This window comes from Lentzea sp. NPDC036949 (genome assembly GCF_055608075.1).
In genome coordinates this window covers 522307-542264 of record NZ_JBVJRA010000005.1, presented here as the reverse complement: position 1 = coordinate 542264, position 19958 = coordinate 522307, and the positions used below count along the sequence as shown (strand labels likewise).

Here is a 19958-nt window from a genome sequence, read left to right as displayed (position 1 = left end):
CCTCGGCTTCGCACAGGAGTGGCGACACACCGATGACCAACGACGAGAAGCTGCTCGCCTACCTCAAGCGCGTCTCGGGCGAGCTGCACGCGACGCGGCAGCGGCTGCGCGAGGTCGAGACGCAGGACGCCGAACCGATCGCGATCGTCGGCATGGGCTGCCGGTTCCCCGGCGGTGTCACCACGCCGGAACAGCTGTGGCAGCTGGTGACCGGTGGGGTCGACGCGGTGGACGAGTTCCCGTCCGACCGCGGCTGGGACATCGGGCAGCTCTTCGACCCGGACCCCGACGCCGAGGGGAAGACCTACCTCACCCGCGGCGCCTTCCTCGACGACGCCGCGGGGTTCGAGCCGGACTTCTTCGGCATCAGCCCGCGCGAGGCGCTCGCGATGGACCCCCAGCAGAGGTTGCTGCTCGAAACCTCCTGGGAGGCGCTGGAGCGGTCCGGGGTGGCGCCGGGCACCCTGCGGGGCGCGCGCGTCGGCGTCTTCGCGGGCACGAACGGGCAGGACTACAAGGACCTGCTCGCCCGGATGCCGAGCGACCGGGAGGCGGCGCTCGGGACCGGTGTGCTCGCCGCGGTGCTCTCCGGCCGCATCTCCTACACCCTCGGGCTCGAAGGCCCGGCGGTCACGGTCGACACCGCGTGCTCGTCCGCGCTCGTCGCGGTGCACCTCGCCATCCAGGCGCTGCGGGCCAAGGAGTGCACGCTCGCGCTCGCGGGCGGCGCGACGGTCATGGCCACGCCGAACGCCTTCATCGCGTTCAGCCGCCAGCGCGGGCTGTCGGCGGACGGCCGGTGCAAGGCCTTCTCCGACTCCGCGGACGGCACGGGCTGGGGCGAGGGCGCCGGGATGCTCGTGCTCGAACGGCTCTCCGACGCGCGCCGCAACGGCCACGAGGTGCTGGCCGTCGTGCGCGGCAGCGCGGTGAACCAGGACGGCGCCTCGAACGGCCTCACCGCCCCGAACGGACCGTCGCAGCAGCGCGTCATCCGCGCGGCGCTGGACTCGGCCAGGCTCACCCCGGCCGATGTGGACCTGGTCGAGGCGCACGGCACCGGCACCACGCTCGGCGACCCGATCGAAGCCCAGTCCCTGCAGGCGACGTACGGCGCGGAGCACACCCGTGAGGCCCCGCTGTTCCTCGGTTCGGTCAAGACCAACATCGGGCACACCCAGGCCGCCGCGGGCGTCGCCGGGATCATCAAGGTCGTCATGGCGTTGCGGCACCGCACCCTGCCGAAGACGCTGCACGGAGAAGAGCCGACGTCCAAGGTGGACTGGAGCGGCGGCGAGATCCGGCTGCTGACCGAGAACCGGCCGTGGCCGGAGGCGGACCGTCCCCGGCGGGCCGCCGTGTCGTCGTTCGGCGCCAGCGGCACCAACGCGCACACCATCATCGAGGAAGCCCCGGTCGTGGAGCCCGCGGGCGACGGGGAAACGCCGGCGGACCGCCTCGTGCCGGCGGTCGTGCCGTGGGTGCTGTCCGGTCGCACGCCGGCGGCGGTCCGCGCACAGGCAGCGGGACTGGCCGAGCACGCTCGCGACCTGGACCCGCTGGACGTCGCCTGGTCGCTCGCCGGGACGCGCACCGCCCAGCAGTACCGCGCGGTGGTGCTGGGCGCGGACCGCGACGCGCTGCTGGCCGCCGTCGCGCGCGTCGCCGAAGGCGGACCCGCCGCCGTGGCCGGTCGTGTCCGGAAAGGACAGACCGCGTACCTGTTCACCGGACAGGGCTCGCAGCGGCCCGGCATGGGCAGGGAGCTGCACGCCGGCTTCCCGGTCTTCGCGGCGGCGTTCGACGAGCTGTGCGCGCGTTTCGCACAGGAGGACGCGGCGCTGTCCGGCTTGCGCGACATCATGTTCGGCACCGACGCCGAACCGCTGAACCGCACCGCGGTGACGCAGGCCGCGTTGTTCACCTTCGAGGTCGCGCTGTACCGGTTGATCGAGTCCTGGGGCATGGCACCGGACCACGTCGGCGGCCACTCGATCGGCGAGCTGGCCGCGGCGCACGTCGCCGGGGTGCTCGACCTGGACAACGCCGTCCGGCTGGTGGCCGCGCGCGGCAGGCTCATGCAGGCGCTGCCGGAGGGCGGCGCCATGGTGTCGCTGCGCGCCACCGAGAGCGAGGTCCTGCCGCTGCTCGACAGGACCGGCGGACGGGTGGGCATCGCGGCCGTCAACGGACCGCGGTCCGTGGTCATCTCGGGTGACACCGACGCCGTGCAGTCGGTTGCCGCGCAGTTCGAGAAGACCCGGCAGCTGCGCGTGTCCCACGCCTTCCACTCGCCGCTCATGGAGCCGATGCTGGCCGAGTTCCGCGCGGTCGCCGCCGCGCTGACCTACCGGCGCGCGACGATTCCCGTCGTCTCCAACGTCAGCGGCGCGCTCGCCGGGCACGAAGAGCTCGCCGCACCGGAGTACTGGGTGCGTCACGTGCGTGAGGCGGTGCGCTTCCACGACGGCGTGCGCGCCCTCCACAACGCGGGCGTCACCCGTTTCCTGGAGATCGGCCCGGACGCGGTGCTCACCGCGATGGCGCGCGAGTGCCTGGTCGCCGAGGACGGCACCGAGGCGGACGTGGTGCTGGTCGCGACGGCGCGCCGTGAGCGCGACGAGGCCGAGACGCTCCTGACCGCCGCGGCCGGGCTGCACGTCTCCGGCGCCGGTCCCGAGTGGACGGAGCTGGTGCGCGGCGCACGTCCGGTCGACCTGCCGCCGACGGCGTTCCAGCGCGACCGGTTCTGGCCGGAGACGGTCGGGGACACGGGCTCGACGGGTTCGGTCGCCGCGTTCGGTGTCGACGCGGCCGAGCACCCGCTGCTGGGCGCGGTGACGGTGGTCGCCGGTTCGGGCGGGGTGGTGCTCACGGGCAGGCTCTCCACCCGCACGCACCCGTGGCTCGCCGATCACGTCGTGGGCGGCGCGGTGGTGCTGCCCGGTACCGCGATGGTGGAGCTCGCCGTCCGCGCGGGAGACCAGGTCGGTGCGCGGAGCATCGACGAGCTGACGCTCCAGGTGCCCCTCGTGCTCCCACCCGACGGGGCCGTGCGCATCCAGGTCGTCGTCGGCGGGGGACAGGACGACCTCCGGGAGGTCGCGGTGTACGCGCGTCCCGAGCAGGCGGCGCCGGACGAGCCCTGGACGCTGCACGCGTCGGGCCTGCTCGGCTCCGGGCGGACTGAGCGGCCGGCCGGGCTGGACGTCTGGCCGCCCGAGGACGCCGAACCGCTCGACGTCACCGGCCTCTACGAGCGGCTGGCCGAGTCCGGGCTGGACTACGGCCCCGCGTTCCGCGCGCTCACGGCGGCGTGGCGCGGTGCGACCGGTGAGGTGTACGCCGAGGTCCGCCTCCCGGACGGCCCGGCGGCCGACGCCGGCCGGTTCGGTCTGCACCCGGCCGCGTTCGACGCCGCACTGCACTCCCTCGCGCTGCTCGGCGGCGACACCCCGGGAGGTGACGGCGCGCGGCTGCCGTTCCTGTTCACCGGAGTCGCGCTGCACGCCACGGGTGCGGCGGTGCTGCGCGCGCGGCTGCTGCCGCTGTCCGACGGCGAGTTCGCGGTGGAGCTCGCCGACAGCGAGGGCGCACCGGTCGCCACCGCGGCCTCGCTCGTCTCGCGGCCACTGGCGAACCTGCGCCGGGAGCACGACGCGACCGCCGACGCGCTGTACGCCCTCGGCTGGCAGCCGGTGACGCTCGGCGAGACCGGCGGCGACTCCGGCTACCGGGTGCTGATGACGACACCCGGTACCACGCCCGAGGCGGTCCGCATGGCGACGCACGCCGCGCTGGCCGCGCTCCAGGAGGACGACGCGCGGCCGCTCGCGGTCGTGACGCGCGGCGCGGTCGACCACACCGGCGCCGGAGGTGTCACCGACCTGGCCGGTGCCGCGGTGTGGGGCCTGGTGCGGTCCGCCCAGTCCGAGCAGCCGGACCGGTTCCTGCTGGTCGACCTTGAACCCGGCGCCGCCGACAACCTCGCCGAGCTCGTCCCGGCGGCTCTCGCCTCCGGCGAACCGCAGCTCGCCGTCCGCGACGGCCGGACCTACGCGGCCCGCCTCCTGCGCGCGAACCGCGCCGCGGACGACGACCGGCCCGCGTTCGACCCCGAAGGCACGGTGCTGCTCACCGGTGCCACCGGCGGTCTCGGCCCGGTGCTCGCCCGGCACCTCGTCACCGAGCACGGCGTGCGGCACCTGCTGCTGGTCAGCCGGAGCGGCGCGGGTGCGGAGCTGGTGGCGGAGCTGACCGATCTCGGCGCGGCGGTGACGAGCGCCGCCTGCGACGTGGCCGACCGCGCCGCGCTCGCCGCCGTGCTCGCCGCCATCCCGGCCGGGCACCCGCTCACCGCCGTCGTGCACGCGGCCGGCGTGCTCGACGACGGCGTCGTGGACTCCCTGACACCGCAACGGCTCGACACCGTGCTGGGGCCGAAGGCGCTCGGCGCGCTGCACCTGCACGAACTGGCCGGCGAGGTCTCGGCGTTCGTGCTGTTCTCCTCGATCGCCGGCACCGCCGGCGCACCGGGCCAGGGCAACTACGCCGCGGCGAACGCCCTCCTCGACGCCCTCGCCGCGCACCGCGCCGCGAGCGGTCTGCCCGCGCTGTCGCTCGCATGGGGACCCTGGGTGCCCACCGGTGGGATGACGAGCACGATCGAGGCGGCCGACCACGCGCGGATCGCGCGCGGCGGCATGACGCCGCTGACGGAAGAAGAAGGCACGGCGCTGTTCGACCGCGCCCTGCGCACCGCCGTGCCGGCGCTCGCACCGGTGCGGCTCGACCTCACCGCGTTGCGCGCGCAGGGTGAGTCGCTCGCCCCCGTGTTCCGCGCGCTCGCCGGACGGACCGAGCGCCGCAGGGCCGCCGCGGGCGAGACGGGGACGGCCTTCGCCGACCGCATCGCCGCCCTCGGGGACGAAGAACGCGCCGAGGCGCTGCTGCAGCTCGTGCGCACGCACGTCGCCGCGGTGCTGGGGCACGCCTCACCCGAGGGGATCGAGGCCGACCGCGCGTTCAACGACCTCGGCTTCGACTCGCTCGCCGCGATCGAGCTGCGCAACGCGCTCATCCAGGAGACGGGGCTGCGCCTGCCGGCGACGCTCGTGTTCGACCACCCGTCGTCCGAGGTGCTCAGCAGCTACCTCGGCACCCTCGTCACCGGCGGAGGGCGCAAGCGTCGCGGCCGCACCTCCACCGCCCCCGCGGACGAGCCGCTCGCGATCGTCGGCATGGCCTGCCGGTACCCCGGTGGTGTCACCTCGCCCGACGAGCTGTGGCGGCTGGTGCACGACGCCTCCGACGCGATCACCCCGTTCCCGCGCAACCGCGGCTGGGACGTCGACCGCGTCCTCGACCCGACCGGCGGGCGTCCCGGCACCAGCTACGTCGGCGAAGGCGGTTTCCTGCACGAGGCAGGCGAGTTCGACGCGGCGTTCTTCGGCATCAGCCCCAACGAGGCCGCGGTGATGGACCCGCAGCAGCGGTTGCTGCTCGAAGCCTCCTGGGAGGCGCTGGAAGCGGCGGGCATCGACCCGCAGTCCCTCAAGGGCAGCCGCACGGGCGTGTTCGCCGGTGTGCAGTACCACGACTACCTCGGCAGCTTCGGCACCGGCAGCATCATCTCCGGCCGGATCTCCTACACCCTCGGACTGGAGGGCCCGAGCCTGTCCGTGGACACCGCGTGCTCCTCCTCGCTGGTGGCGCTGCACCTCGCGGGGCAGGCGCTGCGGCAGGGCGAGTGCGGGCTGGCGCTCGTCGGCGGTGTCGCGGTGATGGCGACGCCGGACACGTTCGTGGAGTTCAGCCGGCAGGGCGCGCTCGCCGCCGATGCCCGCACCCACGCCTTCGCCGACTCGGCGTCCGGCACGGTGTGGGGAGAGGGCGTCGGCGTGCTGGTCGTGGAACGGCTCTCCGAAGCACGCCGCAACGGCCACGAGGTCCTCGCCCTGGTCCGCGGGACCGCGGTGAACTCGGACGGCGCCTCCAACGGCCTGACCGCGCCGAACGGACCGTCGCAGGAGCGCGTCATCCTGGACGCGCTGGCGAACGCGCGCCTCTCACCGTCCGATGTGGACGTCGTGGAGGCGCACGGCACGGGCACCACCCTGGGCGACCCCATCGAGGCGCAGGCGCTGCTCGCCACCTACGGGCAGGAACGCGGCGAGCACGGCGAACCGCTGTGGCTCGGCTCGATCAAGTCGAACATCGGTCACACCCAGGCGGCCGCCGGTGTCGCCGGCGTCATCAAGATGGTCCAGGCGCTGCGCCACGGCATCATGCCGAAGACCCTGCACGTCGACGCCCCTTCGTCCAAGGTGGACTGGGAGGCGGGCGAGGTGCGGCTGCTGACCGAGGCGAGGGAGTGGCCCGCGCTGTCCCGTCCGCGCCGCGCAGGGATCTCCTCGTTCGGGATCAGCGGCACCAACACGCACGTGATCGTCGAGCAGGCGCCCGCCGTGCCCGCCGCGAGCGCCGCCGGGGAAGGAGCGCGGCTGCCCTGGCTGCTCTCCGCGAAGACGCCGGACGCGCTCGCGGGCCAGGCGGCCGCCCTGCGCGACCACCTGAACGCGCATCCCGGGCTCGGCACGCCGGAAGTCGGCTGGTCGCTCGCCCACGGCAGGGCACGCTTCGCGCAGCGCGCGTCCATCACCGGTACCGACGCGGAACGGCGCGAGGCCCTGGCCGCGCTCGCGGCCGGCGGCACCCACGCCGCGCTCACCTCCGCCACCGCGGCGGGCAGGGCCAAGCCGGTGTTCGTCTTCCCCGGCCAGGGGTCGCAGTGGCGGGGCATGGCCACCGAGCTGATCGACTCCTCACCGGTGTTCGCCGCGCGCATGGCCGACTGCGCGGCCGCGCTGAAGCCGTACACCGACTGGGACTTCGACTCCGAGCTCTCCGGCGCGCTGGACCGCGTGGACGTGGTGCAACCGCTGCTGTGGGCGGTGATGGTGTCGCTGGCGCACACCTGGCAGGCGGCCGGTGTCACCCCCGCGGCCTTCATCGGCCACTCGCAGGGGGAGATCGCCGCCGCGTGCGCCGCGGGCGCGCTGTCGCTGGCCGATGGCGCCCGTGTCGTGGCGTTGCGGTCGCGCGCCATCGCGGAGGTGCTCGCGGGCACCGGCGGCATGATGTCGGTCGGTGCCGGGGTGGACGACGTCCGGGAACGCCTCGGCGCGTGGGAGGGGAGGCTGTCGGTCGCCGCCGTCAACGGTGCCGCCTCGACCGTGGTCTCCGGTGACGGTGACGCGCTCGACGAGCTGTACGAGCAGCTGGTGGCCGGCGGCGTCCGGGCGAAACGGCTCCCGGTGGACTACGCCTCGCACAGCGCGCACGTCGAGTCGTTGCGCGAACGCCTCGCCGAGGTGCTCGACGGCCTGCGGCCGAGCTCGACCGGCGTGCCGTTCTACTCGACGGTGACCGGTGAGCCGATCGACACCGCCACGATGGGCGCCGGCTACTGGTACACGAACCTGCGCGGCACCGTCCTGTTCGAACAGGCCGTGCGCGCGGCGGTCGACGCCGGGCACACGCTCTTCGTGGAGGCGAGCCCGCACCCGGTTCTCACCGTGGGAATCCAGGAGACCGACGCCGCGGTGGCCGCTGTCGGCTCGCTGCGCCGCGACGACGGAGGCCTCGACCGGGTCCTCGCCTCGTTCGGTGAGGCGTTCGCGCACGGTGCCGCCGTGGACTGGGCCGCCGTCGCCGACGGTCACGGCGGGCGTCCGAAGCGGGTGGCGCTGCCCGGCTACGCGTTCCAGCGCGAGTGGTACTGGCTCGACAGCACCGCGGCCGGCGCCGACGTGACCTCGCTCGGCCTCGCGCCCACGGAGCACGCCGTGCTCGGTGCGGCGGTCCTGCGCGCGGACGAGGACAGCGCCGTGTTCACGGGACGGCTCTCGCCCGCGCTGCAGCCGTGGCTGAACGACCACCGCGTGGCCGGCCGGCTGCTGTTCCCCGGCACCGGGCACCTGGAGATCGCCCTGCGCGCGGGAGAGCAGGTCGGCACCGGTGACGTCGCCGAGCTGACCCTCGGCGCCCCGCTGGTGGTACCCGACGAGGGCGCTGTCCAACTGCAGGTGGTGGTCGGCGCCGCAGATCCGGGCAACGGCACTCGCGAGGTCGGTGTCTACTCGCGGCCGGCCGACCGCGACGACGAGGTGAGCTGGACCCGGCACGCCGAAGGTGTCCTCGCCCCGACCGGCACGCTGCCCGCCGTCGCCGGTGCGGACCTGGCCGCCTGGCCACCGGCGAACGCGGAACCGCTGCCGCTCGAAGGGTTCTACGACGAGCTCGCCGAGATCGGGCTGGGTTACGGACCGCTGTTCCGCGGCCTGCGCGCCGCGTGGCGCACGGCGGACGGCCTCTGCGCGGACCTGGTGCTCGACGGTCGCGGCGCCACCGCCGACGGGTTCGGCCTGCACCCCGCGCTGTCCGACGCGGCACTGCACACCGTGGCGCTCGCCGGCGAGGTGCTCGGCGGCTCCGGGTCCGGCCCGATGCTGCCGTTCGCGTGGTCCGGTGTGCGCCTGCACGCCACCGGTGCGACGGCCCTGCGCGCGCTGATCCGCCCGCTGGGCGAAGGCGCGGTCTCACTGGTGCTCGCCGATCCCGCGGGCGGCGTCGTGGCGACGGCCGAGTCGCTGACGCTGCGGCCGTTGCGCACCGACGCACTCGCCGCCGCCGAGCAGGCCGGTGCGAACGGCGCCCTGTACGGCGTCGGCTGGACACCCGTTGCCGTGCCGGACGCCACCGGCGAACCCGTCGCGGCGGTCCTGCGGGCGGCGGAAGGCAGCAGTGCGGGCGAAGCGCGCGCCGCGGTGAACCAGGTGTGCGCCCAGCTGCGGGACGCCCTCGCCGCGGACGGTCTGCTGGCGGTCGTGACCGGGTCCGATCCCGTGGGCGCCGCGGTCGCCGGGTTCGTGCGCTCGGCGCAGTCGGAGAACCCCGGCCGCGTGCTGCTCGTGGAGAGCGACGGCGCGGACGTGACGGAAGACCGGATCAGCCAGGCCGTCGCGATCGGTGAACCGCACGTGCTGCTGCGGGACGGCGCGTGGTTCGTGCCGCGGCTCACCAGGAGCACGATCGAGGACACCGAACCGGCGTCCCTCGCGGAAGGGACCGTGCTGCTCACCGGCGCCACCGGTGCACTCGGCACGGCGATCGCGCGCCACCTGGTCACCGCGCGGGGCGTCCGCAACCTCCTGCTGCTCAGCCGGCGCGGCGCCGCGCCGGAGTTCGTCGACGAGCTGACCGCGCTCGGCGCCGAGGTGACGTCGGTCGCCTGCGACGTCGCCGACCGCGCCGCGCTCGCCGCCGTGCTGGCGGGCCTGCCCCCGGAGCGCCCGCTGGCCGCGGTGATCCACGCCGCGGGCGTGCTCGCGGACGGCGTGCTGGAGTCGATGACGCCGGAGCGCGTGGACGCGGTGTTCCGGCCCAAGGTCGACGCCGCGTGGAACCTCCACGAGTTGACGGCGGGCAGTGCGCTGGCGGAGTTCGTCGTGTTCTCCTCGTCGGCCGCCACCCTCGGATCGCCGGGACAGGCCAACTACGCGGCGGCGAACAGCTACCTCGACGCGCTTGCGCGGCACCGGCACGGACTCGGACTGCCCGCGCGCTCCCTCGCGTGGGGCCTGTGGGACCAGTCGGGCGGCATGACCGGCACGCTCGACGAGACCGACCGCTCGCGCATCGCGCGCGGGGGTGTCGCGCCTCTGTCCACGGCGGACGGTCTGGCGCTGTTCGACGCCGCGCTGCGCGGCAGCGAGCCCGTCGTGCTCCCCGTCCGGTTGGAGCTGGCGGCGTTGCGCGCTCAGGGCGAGGACCTGGCGCCGTTGTTCCGCGGCCTCGTGCCGGTCCGCCGCGTCGCGGCGGGCAGGGCGAGCACGGCCGGCGCCGGCGGGCTGCGCGAACGGCTCGCCGCCGTGGCCGAGCCGGACCGCGAACCACTGCTGGTCGACCTGGTCCGCGAGCACGTGGCGGCCATCCTCGGCTACCGGTCGGCGCAGGAGGTCGACCGCACGCTGGCGTTCCGCGAACTCGGGTTCGACTCCCTGGCCGCGGTGGAACTGCGCAACGGCCTGTCCAGGGCGACGGGCCTGCGGCTGCCCGCGACGCTCGTGTTCGACCACCCGACGTCCGCCGCGCTCGGGCGGCACCTGCTGGACGAGTTCGCGGGCACGATCGCCACGGCGGTCAGCGCGCCGCGCCCGAAGGCGGGCGGGGCCTCGGACGAGCCGATCGCCGTCATCGGCATCGGCTGCCGGCTTCCCGGTGGGATCGGCTCTCCCGAGGACCTGTGGCGGGTCGTCGCCGAAGGCCGTGACGTGGTGGGCGAGTTCCCGCAGGACCGCGGCTGGGACGTCGCGAACCTGTACGACCCCACCCTCGACCGGCCGGGCACGAGCTACACGAAGCACGGCTCGTTCCTCGACGGCGCCGCCGACTTCGACCCCGGCTTCTTCGGCATGGACGACGAGGAGGCGCTCACCACCGACCCCCAGCAGCGGTTGCTGCTGGAGACCTCGTGGGAGGCGCTCGAACGCGCGTCGATCGACCCCGTGACCCTGCGCGGCTCCGACACCGGTGTGTTCGCGGGCGTGATGTACCACGACTACGTCGGCAGTGCCGGTTCCGGCAGCGTGGTGTCCGGCCGCGTGGCGTACGAGCTGGGACTCGAAGGGCCGACGCTGTCGATCGACACCGCGTGCTCGTCGTCGCTCGTCGCGCTGCACCTCGCCGTGCAGTCGCTGCGGCAGGGCGACTGCGCGCTGGCGCTGGCCGGTGGCGTGACCGTCATGGCGACGCCGGGAACCTTCGTGGAGTTCAGCAAGCACCGCGGGCTCTCGCGGGACGGCCGGTGCAGGCCGTTCGCCGACGGTGCCGACGGCACCGGTTTCGGCGAGGGCTCCGGCGTGCTCGTCCTCGAACGGCTCTCCGACGCCCGGCGCAACGGCAGGCGCGTGCTGGCCGTCGTGCGGGGCAGCGCCGTGAACTCCGACGGCGCGTCCAACGGCATCACCGCTCCGAACGGGCCCGCGCAGCAGCGCGTGATCCGCAGGGCGCTCGAAGCCGCAGGACTCGCACCGTCCGATGTGGACGTGGTGGAGGCGCACGGCACGGGCACGACGCTGGGCGACCCGATCGAGGCGCAGGCCCTGCAGGCCACCTACGGCGCCGGCCGGTCCGCGGACACGCCGCTGTGGCTGGGATCGGTGAAGTCCAACCTCGGTCACACGCAGGCCGCGGCGGGCGTCGCCGGGGTGATCAAGATGATCGAGGCGATGCGTGCCGGGACGATGCCGGCGAGCCTCGGCGTCGACGCCCCCTCCCGGCACGTGGAGTGGGAGGGCGGCAACGTCCAGCTGCTCACCGAGTCGCGCCCGTGGCCCGCGTCCGGCCGTCCCCGCCGCGCCGGTGTGTCCTCGTTCGGCATCTCGGGCACCAACGCGCACGTGATCATCGAAGCCGCGCCGGAAGACGAGGTACCGGCGATCGAACCGGCCGCGCCGGACACCGGTGTCGTCCCGTGGCTGCTGTCCGGCCACACACCGGAGGCGTTGCGCGCGCAGGCCGCCCGGCTGCTGGACCACGTCACCGGGGGTACCGGGGAACCGATCGCGGTGCTCGCGGGTGGACTGGCGAGCGCCCGCACCCGGCTGCGGCACCGTGCCGCCGTGCTCGGCGGCACCGTCGAGGAACTGACCGGCGGGCTGCGCGAGGTCGCCGAAGGCCGGTCGCCGCGCACCGGCGCGTCGGGCGCCGCCACCGAGGGCAAGCTCGCCTTCCTGTTCTCCGGACAGGGGTCGCAGCGAGCGGGCATGGGCAAGCGGCTCCGCGAGGTGTTCCCCGTCTACGCCGAGGCCTTCGCCGAGGTCCGCGCGCACCTCGACCCGCTGCTCGAACGGCCGCTGGACGACGTGCTCGACGACGCCGCCGCGCTGGACCGCACCGGGTACACGCAGCCCGCGCTCTTCGCGCACCAGGTGGCGTTGTTCCGGCTGCTCACCGCGCTCGGCGTCCGGCCGGACGCCGTCGCGGGGCACTCGGTCGGGGAGTTCGCGGCCGCGCACGTCGCGGGTGTGCTCGACCTGCCCGACGCGTGCCGCCTCGTCGCCGCGCGCGGCAGGCTCATGCAGGAGCTGCCCGCGGGCGGCGTGATGATCGCGATCAAGGCCACCGAGGCCGAGGTGGCGCCACTGCTGACCCGGGACGTGAGCATCGCCGCGGTCAACGGCCCGTCGTCGGTGGTCGTGGCGGGCCCCGCGGAACCGGTGCGGGCGATCGCGGCGCGGTTCGGCCGCACACGGGAGCTGAAGGTCAGCCACGCCTTCCACTCGTCCCTGATGGACCCGATGCTCGCCGAGTTCCGCGAGATCGCCGAGTCGGTGAGCTTCGGAACGCCGCGCATCGCGTTCGTCTCCAGCCTGACCGGGACGGCGGTCACCGGCGCCGACCTGGCCTCACCCGGGTACTGGGTGCGCCACGCGCGCGAAGCGGTGCGGTTCGCCGACGCGGTCGGCGCGCTGCACGACGCGGGGGTGCGCCGGTTCGCCGAGGTCGGCACCGGCAACGCCCTCACCGCGGCCGCGGTCGAATGCCTGCCGGAGGACGGCAGCGCGGTCGTTCCCCTGCTGCGCAAGGACTCCGACGAGGCCGCGTCGCTGGTGTCCGCGCTCGCCGCTCTGCACGTGCACGGTGCCGCTGTCGACTGGACGGCGCTGCTGCCGCACCGCGACGGCGCGAGCCTGCCGACGTACGCCTTCCAGCACCGGCGGTTCTGGCTCACCAGCGGCGCCGCGGCCTCGTCCGGGGGCGGGCACCCGCTGCTGGGCACCGCCGTCGACCTCGCGGGCAGCGAGGGCGTGGTCCACACGGCACGGCTGTCGCTGGTCGAGCAGCCGTGGCTCGCCGAGCACGCCGTGGGCGGCGTGCCGCTGCTCGCGGGCGCGGCGTTCGTGGAGCTGGCGCTGGCCGCCGGTGCCGGGCTCGGCTGTGCGCGGATCGACGAGCTGCTGGTCACCGAGCCGCTGGTCCTGCCGGACCACGCGGCGGTGCGGGTGCAGTGCACCGTGGGGGAGCCCGACGACGCCGGACGTCGTGAGTTCCGCTGCTACGCGGCGGTCGGGAGCGAGCCGTGGACGCTGCACGCGTCCGGCCTGCTGCGGCCCGCGCACGGGCAGACGGCCGACCTCGGTGTGTGGCCTCCGCCGGCCGCGGAACCCGTCGCGCTCGACGGCGTGTACGAACGCTTCGCCGAGCTGGGCGCGGACTACGGTCCCCGCTTCCAGGGCCTGCGCTCGGCCTGGCGGCGCGGCGAGGACGTCTACGCCGAGGTGGAGGTGCCGCGCGAACCGGTCGCCCCGGAGCCGTTCCTGCTGTACCCGGCGTTGCTGGACGCGGTGCTGCACGGCATCGGCCTGCGCTCCGGCGAGGAACCGGAGCGGATCCGGCTGCCGTTCGCGTGGAACGGCGTGGAGCTGGCGACGCGGGGAGCGACCGCGCTGCGCGTCAGGATCAGCCCGAGCGGTGGCGACGCCGTGCGGGTCGTGGCCACCGACGCGACCGGCCGCCTGGTGTTCACCGTGGACTCCCTCGCCCTGCGCGAGATCCGGCCCGAACAGCTCTCCGCGGCCGCGTCCGGCGGGCACGAGCACCTGTTCCAGCTCGCGTGGACGCCGCTCGCCGTGCCGTCCGCTCCGAGCGCGGGACGGTGGACCGTGCTCGGCCAGGGCGACGTGCCGGACTCGCGGTGCAAGGAGGTCGCGAGCGTGCTCGAAGAGGCCGTCGCCGAGGTGGTCCTCGCCAGGGACCTCCGCGAGCTGGACAGCACGACCGACACGCTCGTCGTGCTCGCCGAGCCCGGCGGCGACGGTCCTGACTCCGCGCGTGCCGCCCTCGAACGGCTGCTCGCCCTGGTGCGGGACTGGCTCACGGACGACCGGTTCGCCGACATGACGCTCGTGGTGGTCACGCACGGCGCGGCGGGGCCGGACCCGACCCGTCCCGGTCAGGCGGCCGCGTGGGGGCTGCTCCGCTCGGCACAGACGGAGAACCCCGGCCGCGTGGTGCTCGCGGACCTCGAAGCCCCCGACACCGCGGGGAGCTCCTGGCGAGCGCTGCCCGGTGCCGTGGCGTCCGGCGAACCGCAGTTCGTCGTGCGCGAGGGCCACGTCGCCATCCCCCGGCTCGTGCGTGCCCCGAAGCGGGCCGCGGACCCGGCCGACTGGTCCGGGGGTGTGCTGGTGACCGGTGGCACGGGTGCGCTCGGCGCCGCCGTCGCACGGCACCTGGTCACCGCGCACGGTGCCGACCGGCTCGTGCTGGTGAGCCGCAGTGGTCCCGACGCCCCCGGAGCGCTGGCGCTGCGGGACGAGCTGGCCGGGGCAGGTGCCGAGGTGACCGTCGTCGCCTGCGACACCGCGGACCGCGCGGAGCTGGCCAGGGTGCTCGACGAACACCCGGTGTCCTCCGTCGTGCACACCGCGGGTGTGCTGGCCGACGCCGTGCTGACCTCCCTGACCGCCGAACGGCTGAGCGAGGTCCTGCGCCCGAAGCTGGACGCGGCCTGGCACCTGCACGAGCTGACCCGTGACCGGGGCCTGAGGCGGTTCGTGCTGTTCTCCTCGGCGGCGGGTCTGCTCGGCAGCCCGGGACAGGCCGGGTACGCGGCGGGCAACGCCTTCCTCGACGCGCTCGCCGAACACCGCCGTGCGCTCGGACTCCCCGCCGTGTCGCTCGCCTGGGGACCGTGGGAGGGGGCCGGCATGGCCGCCTCGCTGGACGACGGCGACGCCGGCCGGATGAGCAGGGGTGGTGTGCTCCCGCTCGCCCGGGAGGCCGCGCTCGCGTTGTTCGACACCGCGACGGCCGGGGAGGCGGGGGAGTCCGCGCTGCTGCTCGCCGCCGTGCTCGACACCTCGGCTCCGCGCGATGCCGCTCACGTGGCCCCGTTGCTGCGCGGGCTCGTCAGGGTGCCGAAGCAGCAGGCGGCGGCGTCCGGCTCCGGTGCGGCGGCGGCGTTGCGGCGCGAGCTGGCGGCGCTGGACGAGGAGGGCCGCGCGGAACGGCTGGTGCGGCTCGTCGAGGAGGAGGTGCGGTACGCGCTCGGCGTCGAGCGGATCGAGGAGGGCCTGTCGTTCAAGGATCTCGGTTTCGACTCGCTCAGCGCCGTCGAGTTCCGCAACCGCCTCAACGAGGCCACCGGTCTGCGGCTGCCGGCGACGCTCGTCTTCGACTACCCGAACCCGGACGCGTTGACCGCGCACCTCGCGGCACAGCTCGAGCCCGTGACGCCCGCTCCGCGTGGCGGCGACGGCGCCGAAGCGGACGTCCGGGCGGTGCTCGCGTCGATCCCGGTGGGCAGGCTCCGCGAGGCCGGTCTGCTCGACACCCTGCTCGCGCTCGCCGAGCCCCGTCCCGCCGCCACCGGGACGAACGCCCCGGTGGCCGACGCGCTGGACGATCTCGACACCGAAGCCCTCATCAGTCTCGCCCTCGGCGAGACCGGCGACGAGTTCGCCGGCGAAGGGCTGTGACATGGAGGCACGGATGGCTGACAACGCCGGCAAACCGGACGCCAGACTCGTCGAGGCCCTGCGTGCCTCGCTGAAGGAGAACGAGCGGCTGCGCGAGCTCAACCGCTCCCTCACCGAGGTGGCCGACGACCCGGTGGTGCTCGTCGGCATGGCGTGCCGGTACCCCGGCGGGGTCACGACACCGGACGAGCTGTGGCAGCTGGTCGTGGAGGGCCGGGAGGGCATCACCGCCTTCCCCTCCGACCGCGACTGGGACCCCGCGCTGTACGACCCTGAACCGGGGAAGGCAGGACACACCTACACCTGGGAAGGCGGTTTCCTGCACGACGCGGGGGAGTTCGACGCCGCGTTCTTCGGCATCAGCCCGAACGAGGCCGCGGTGCTCGACCCCCAGCAACGGCTGCTGCTGGAGGCCTCCTGGGAGGCCCTGGAGGACGCGGGAATCGACCCGCACACGCTCAAGGGCAGCCGCACCGGCGTCTACGCGGGCGTGATGTACCACGACTACTTCGGCAGCTTCGGCACCGGCAACATGGTCTCCGGCCGCGTGTCGTACGTGCTGGGCCTGGAAGGCCCGACGATGTCGGTGGACACCGCCTGCTCCTCGTCGCTCGTCGCGCTGCACCTCGCCGCCGAGGCCATCCGCGGCGGCCAGTGCGACCGGGCGCTGGCAGGCGGTGTGACGGTGATGGGCACCCCCGGCACCTTCGTGGAGTTCAGCAGGCAGGGAGGACTGTCCCCGGACGGCCGCTGCCGGTCGTTCTCCGACGACGCCAACGGAACCGGCTTCGCCGAGGGCGTCGGGGTCGTCGTGCTGGAGCGGCTGTCGGAAGCGCGGCGGTGCGGTCACGAGGTGCTCGCCGTCTTGCGCGGCTCCGCCGTGAACTCCGACGGCGCGTCGAACGGCATCACCGCGCCCAACGGGCCGTCACAGCAGCGCGTCATCGCGCAGGCCCTCGCCGCGGCGGAGCTGGCACCGTCCGATGTGGACGTGGTGGAGGCGCACGGCACCGGAACGACCCTCGGTGACCCGATCGAGGCGCAGGCGCTGCTGGCCACCTACGGCCAGGGCCGTGAGGGCGGCGAACCGCTGTGGCTCGGCTCGGTCAAGTCGAACATCGGGCACACCCAGGCCGCCGCCGGTGCGGCGGCCGTGATCAAGATGGTGCTCGCCATGCGGCACGGGGTCCTGCCGCGGACGCTGCACGTCGGCACCCCGTCCACCAGGGTGGACTGGTCGGCGGGAGCCGTGCGGCCGCTGACCCGGCAACGGGCGTGGCCGGAGACCGGCCGTCCGCGCCGCGCGGGGATCTCCTCGTTCGGCATCAGCGGCACGAACGCCCACGTGGTGCTCGAAGCACCTCCCGCGGCACCCGAGCCGGGAGACGAGCCCCCGGCACCCGTCGTGGTGTGGCCGTTGTCCGCACGGTCGCCCTGCGCGCTCGCCGCGCAGGCCGGCAAGCTGCACGCCTTCCTGGCGGAGCGGGAGGCGGAGCCGATCACCGCCGTCGCGCGGACGCTCGGCACGGCGCGGTCGGCGTTCGAGCACCGCGCGGCCGTCTTCGGCTCCACCGGGGAACAGCTGCTCGACGCGTTGCGCGCGTTCGAGGCGGGCGAACCGAGCGCGGCAGCCGTCAGCGGCCGTGCGCAGAACCGCGGCCGCACGGCGTTCCTCTTCACCGGCCAGGGCGCCCAGCGCCCCGGCATGGGGCTGGCCCTGCGCGCGCACCACCCGGTGTTCGCGGAAGCGTTCGACGAGATCGACGCCGTGTCCGGCCTCGGCCTCGCGGAGGTGCTGGCCTCGGAGGACCCCGAGCTGGTGCGCAGGACCGAGTACGCGCAACCGGCGTTGTTCGCCTTCGAGGTCGCGATGTTCCGGCTGGTCACCTCGCTCGGGGTGAAACCGGCCGCCCTGACGGGACATTCGATCGGCGAGCTCGCCGCCGCGCACGTGGCGGGGGTGCTCGACCTGCCCGACGCGTGCGCGCTCGTCGTGGCGCGCGGCAAGCTGATGCAGGCGCTGCCGGAAGGCGGCGTGATGGTCGCGGTGGCCGCGAGCGAGGACGACGTCCTCCCGCTGCTGGCGGACGCTCCCGGCCGCGTGGCGGTCGCGGCGGTCAACGGACCCGGTTCGGTGGTGCTCTCCGGCGACGAGGCGGCCGTGCTGGCGGTCGCGGGACGGTTCGCGAAGACCCGCCGGCTCACCGTCTCGCACGCCTTCCACTCCCCGCTGATGGACGACATGCTCGCCGACTTCCGCGTGGTGGCGGAAAAGCTCACGTACCACGAGCCGCGCATCCCGATCGTCTCGGCGCTCACCGGCCGCGCGGCCGCGGCCGAGCTGACCGACCCCGGCTACTGGGTGCGCCACGTGCGCGAGACCGTGCGGTTCGCGGACGCGGTGGCGACCCTGCGCGCCTCCGGTGTCACCCGCTACGTCGAGCTCGGCCCCGATGCCGTGCTGACCGGCATGACCGGCGAGTGTCTAGACGAGGACGGCAAGACCGGGCTCATCGCCCTCGGACGTCGCCAGGTCGAGGAACCCCTGGCACTGGCCGCCGGTCTCGCGCGGCTGCACGTCAGCGGAGTGGCGCTCGACTGGCGGAAGCTGTTCCCCGGCACGCGCCGCGCGGCGCTGCCCACGTACGCCTTCCAGCGCGAGCGCTACTGGCTGGCCTCGCAGGCGCAGCTCACCTTCGACACGTTGCCCGGTCACGTCGACGACGCCCCGCCCGAGAAGGCGTTGTGGGCGAGGATCTCCGGACTGCCCCGCGAGGAGCAGCTGGCGCGGCTGACCGACGCGGTGCGCGCGCACACCGCCGCCGTGCTCGGTCACGCGGGTCCCGGCGACGTCGACGAGGACGCGGTGTTCCTGGAGATCGGCATGGACTCGGTCTCGGCCGCCGAGCTCCGCAACTCCCTCGCCGGCGCTCTCGGCACGACGCTGCCCGCCGGCACCGTGTTCGACCACGGCACCCCGTACGCGCTCGCCGCGCACCTGCAGGAGCAGCTGGTCGCGGGGGAGCAGCCTGCTTCCGGCGGTCTCACCGAGGACGAGTCGGTCGCCGGGTTGGTGCGCAGGGCCGCGGCGGACGGCCGGATGTCCGCGGCGATCGACCTGCTGCGCTGCGTCGCGGACGTCCTGCCCGCGTTCGACGGCGTCGAGGAGTTCGGCGTGGTGCCGCCGCCGGTCCGGCTCTCCACCGGGGACGCCCCCGTCCGGCTGGTGTGCGTGCCCTCGCCGATGGCCCTCGGCGGCGCGCACCAGTACGCGCGGTTCGCCCGGCACTTCCACGGCGTGCGCGACGTCCTCGTGCCCGCCGTGCCCGGTTTCGGTGCCGGTGAGCCGCTGCCGGCTTCGGTGGCCGCGGTGGTGGACGTGGTGGTCGAGGGCGTTCGCGCCGCCTGTGAGGACGGCCGGCCCTACGTGCTCGTGGGCTACTCCTCCGGCGGGCAGTTCGCGCACGCCGCCGCCGAAGCCCTGGAGAGGGCCGGTCTGCCTGCCGGCGGTGTGGTGCTGGTGGACACGTACCTGCCCGGCGGCGAGGGCAGGGACGACCTGTGGCGGCAGATGTTCGGCGGGATGCTGGACCGCGAGTCGGCGTTCGGCGGGTTCGGCACCTCCCGGCTCGCGGCGATGAGCCGCTACAGCGACCTGATCCAGCACTGCCCCCCTGGCGCGCTGACCGCGCCCGTCCTGTTCGTGCGGCCTTCCGAGTCCTTCGCCGAGGGGGATTCCGAGTGGCGGGCGACCTGGCCCGGCGACCACGAGCTGACCGAGGTTCCCGGAACGCATTTCACTGTGCTGGAGGATTTCGCCACGTCGACGGCCGAAGCCGTCGACCGCTGGGTGCGCACGTCCCGTGAAGTCAGCCGGTGAGAGCAGCGGCCGGAAGTGACGGGAAACGGCGACGGGGTTGCTCAGTTCGTCTTCATGCGAAAATGTGCCAGCCAGGCTTCCGCGTCACACCGCACGGAGTCGGCGTCCACATTCAACTGCCACGCAATTTCGTGTGCTGCCAGATCCGGCCGCCAGTCGCTGCGCCGCAGTGCGATCCACATCGCGGTACCGCGCCGGCTGCACTTGTGCCAGGTCTGCTCGCTCTGGCAGAAGAGTTCGAGACATCCGTCGGGCAGCACACGTGCGATGAATTCCTCATCATGCGCCGTCATGGCGTGAACCTCCGAGTCCGCGGCCGTCGCCGCGGATTCCGCACTGATCTTGACATCTGGAGGTTACCGGACCTGAAGTGCGAATGCATTGGTGCTGAGGTCAATTCATGCGGTGGTACGAACCGGAGCGGAAACAGTGGAGAAAACTGGAGGTTCGACGGGGGAGGTTCCTCCCCGCGCGGCTACTGAGCGTGTCGAGGTGGAGAAAAGTCTACCTTCAATCGGCGGGTTAGAGCCAAT

General features: G+C 74.4%; 2 protein-coding genes and 1 pseudogene. 2 read left to right on the top strand and 1 reads right to left on the bottom strand.

Features of this window, described 5'->3' with window-relative positions:
- Positions 1–32 precede the first annotated feature (32 nt).
- Both ACZ7CD_RS17960 and ACZ7CD_RS17955 read left to right on the top strand, forming a co-directional pair.
- Positions 33–15545 carry an SDR family NAD(P)-dependent oxidoreductase gene (locus ACZ7CD_RS17960; protein ID WP_470379275.1) on the top strand — a complete coding sequence of 5171 codons (15513 nt, stop codon included), beginning with the start codon at positions 33–35 and terminating at the stop codon, positions 15543–15545.
- 46 nt (positions 15546–15591) lie between these two features.
- Positions 15592–19425: pseudogene (locus ACZ7CD_RS17955) on the top strand (type I polyketide synthase); the annotation flags it as partial.
- A 41-nt stretch (positions 19426–19466) separates the two neighbouring features.
- Here ACZ7CD_RS17955 and ACZ7CD_RS17950 read toward each other — a convergent pair.
- The gene (locus ACZ7CD_RS17950; protein WP_360398816.1) at positions 19467–19718 is read right to left on the bottom strand and encodes a hypothetical protein; all 252 of its coding nucleotides are present in this window, start codon (positions 19716–19718) and stop codon (positions 19467–19469) included.
- Between the last annotated feature and the right edge of the window lie 240 nt (positions 19719–19958).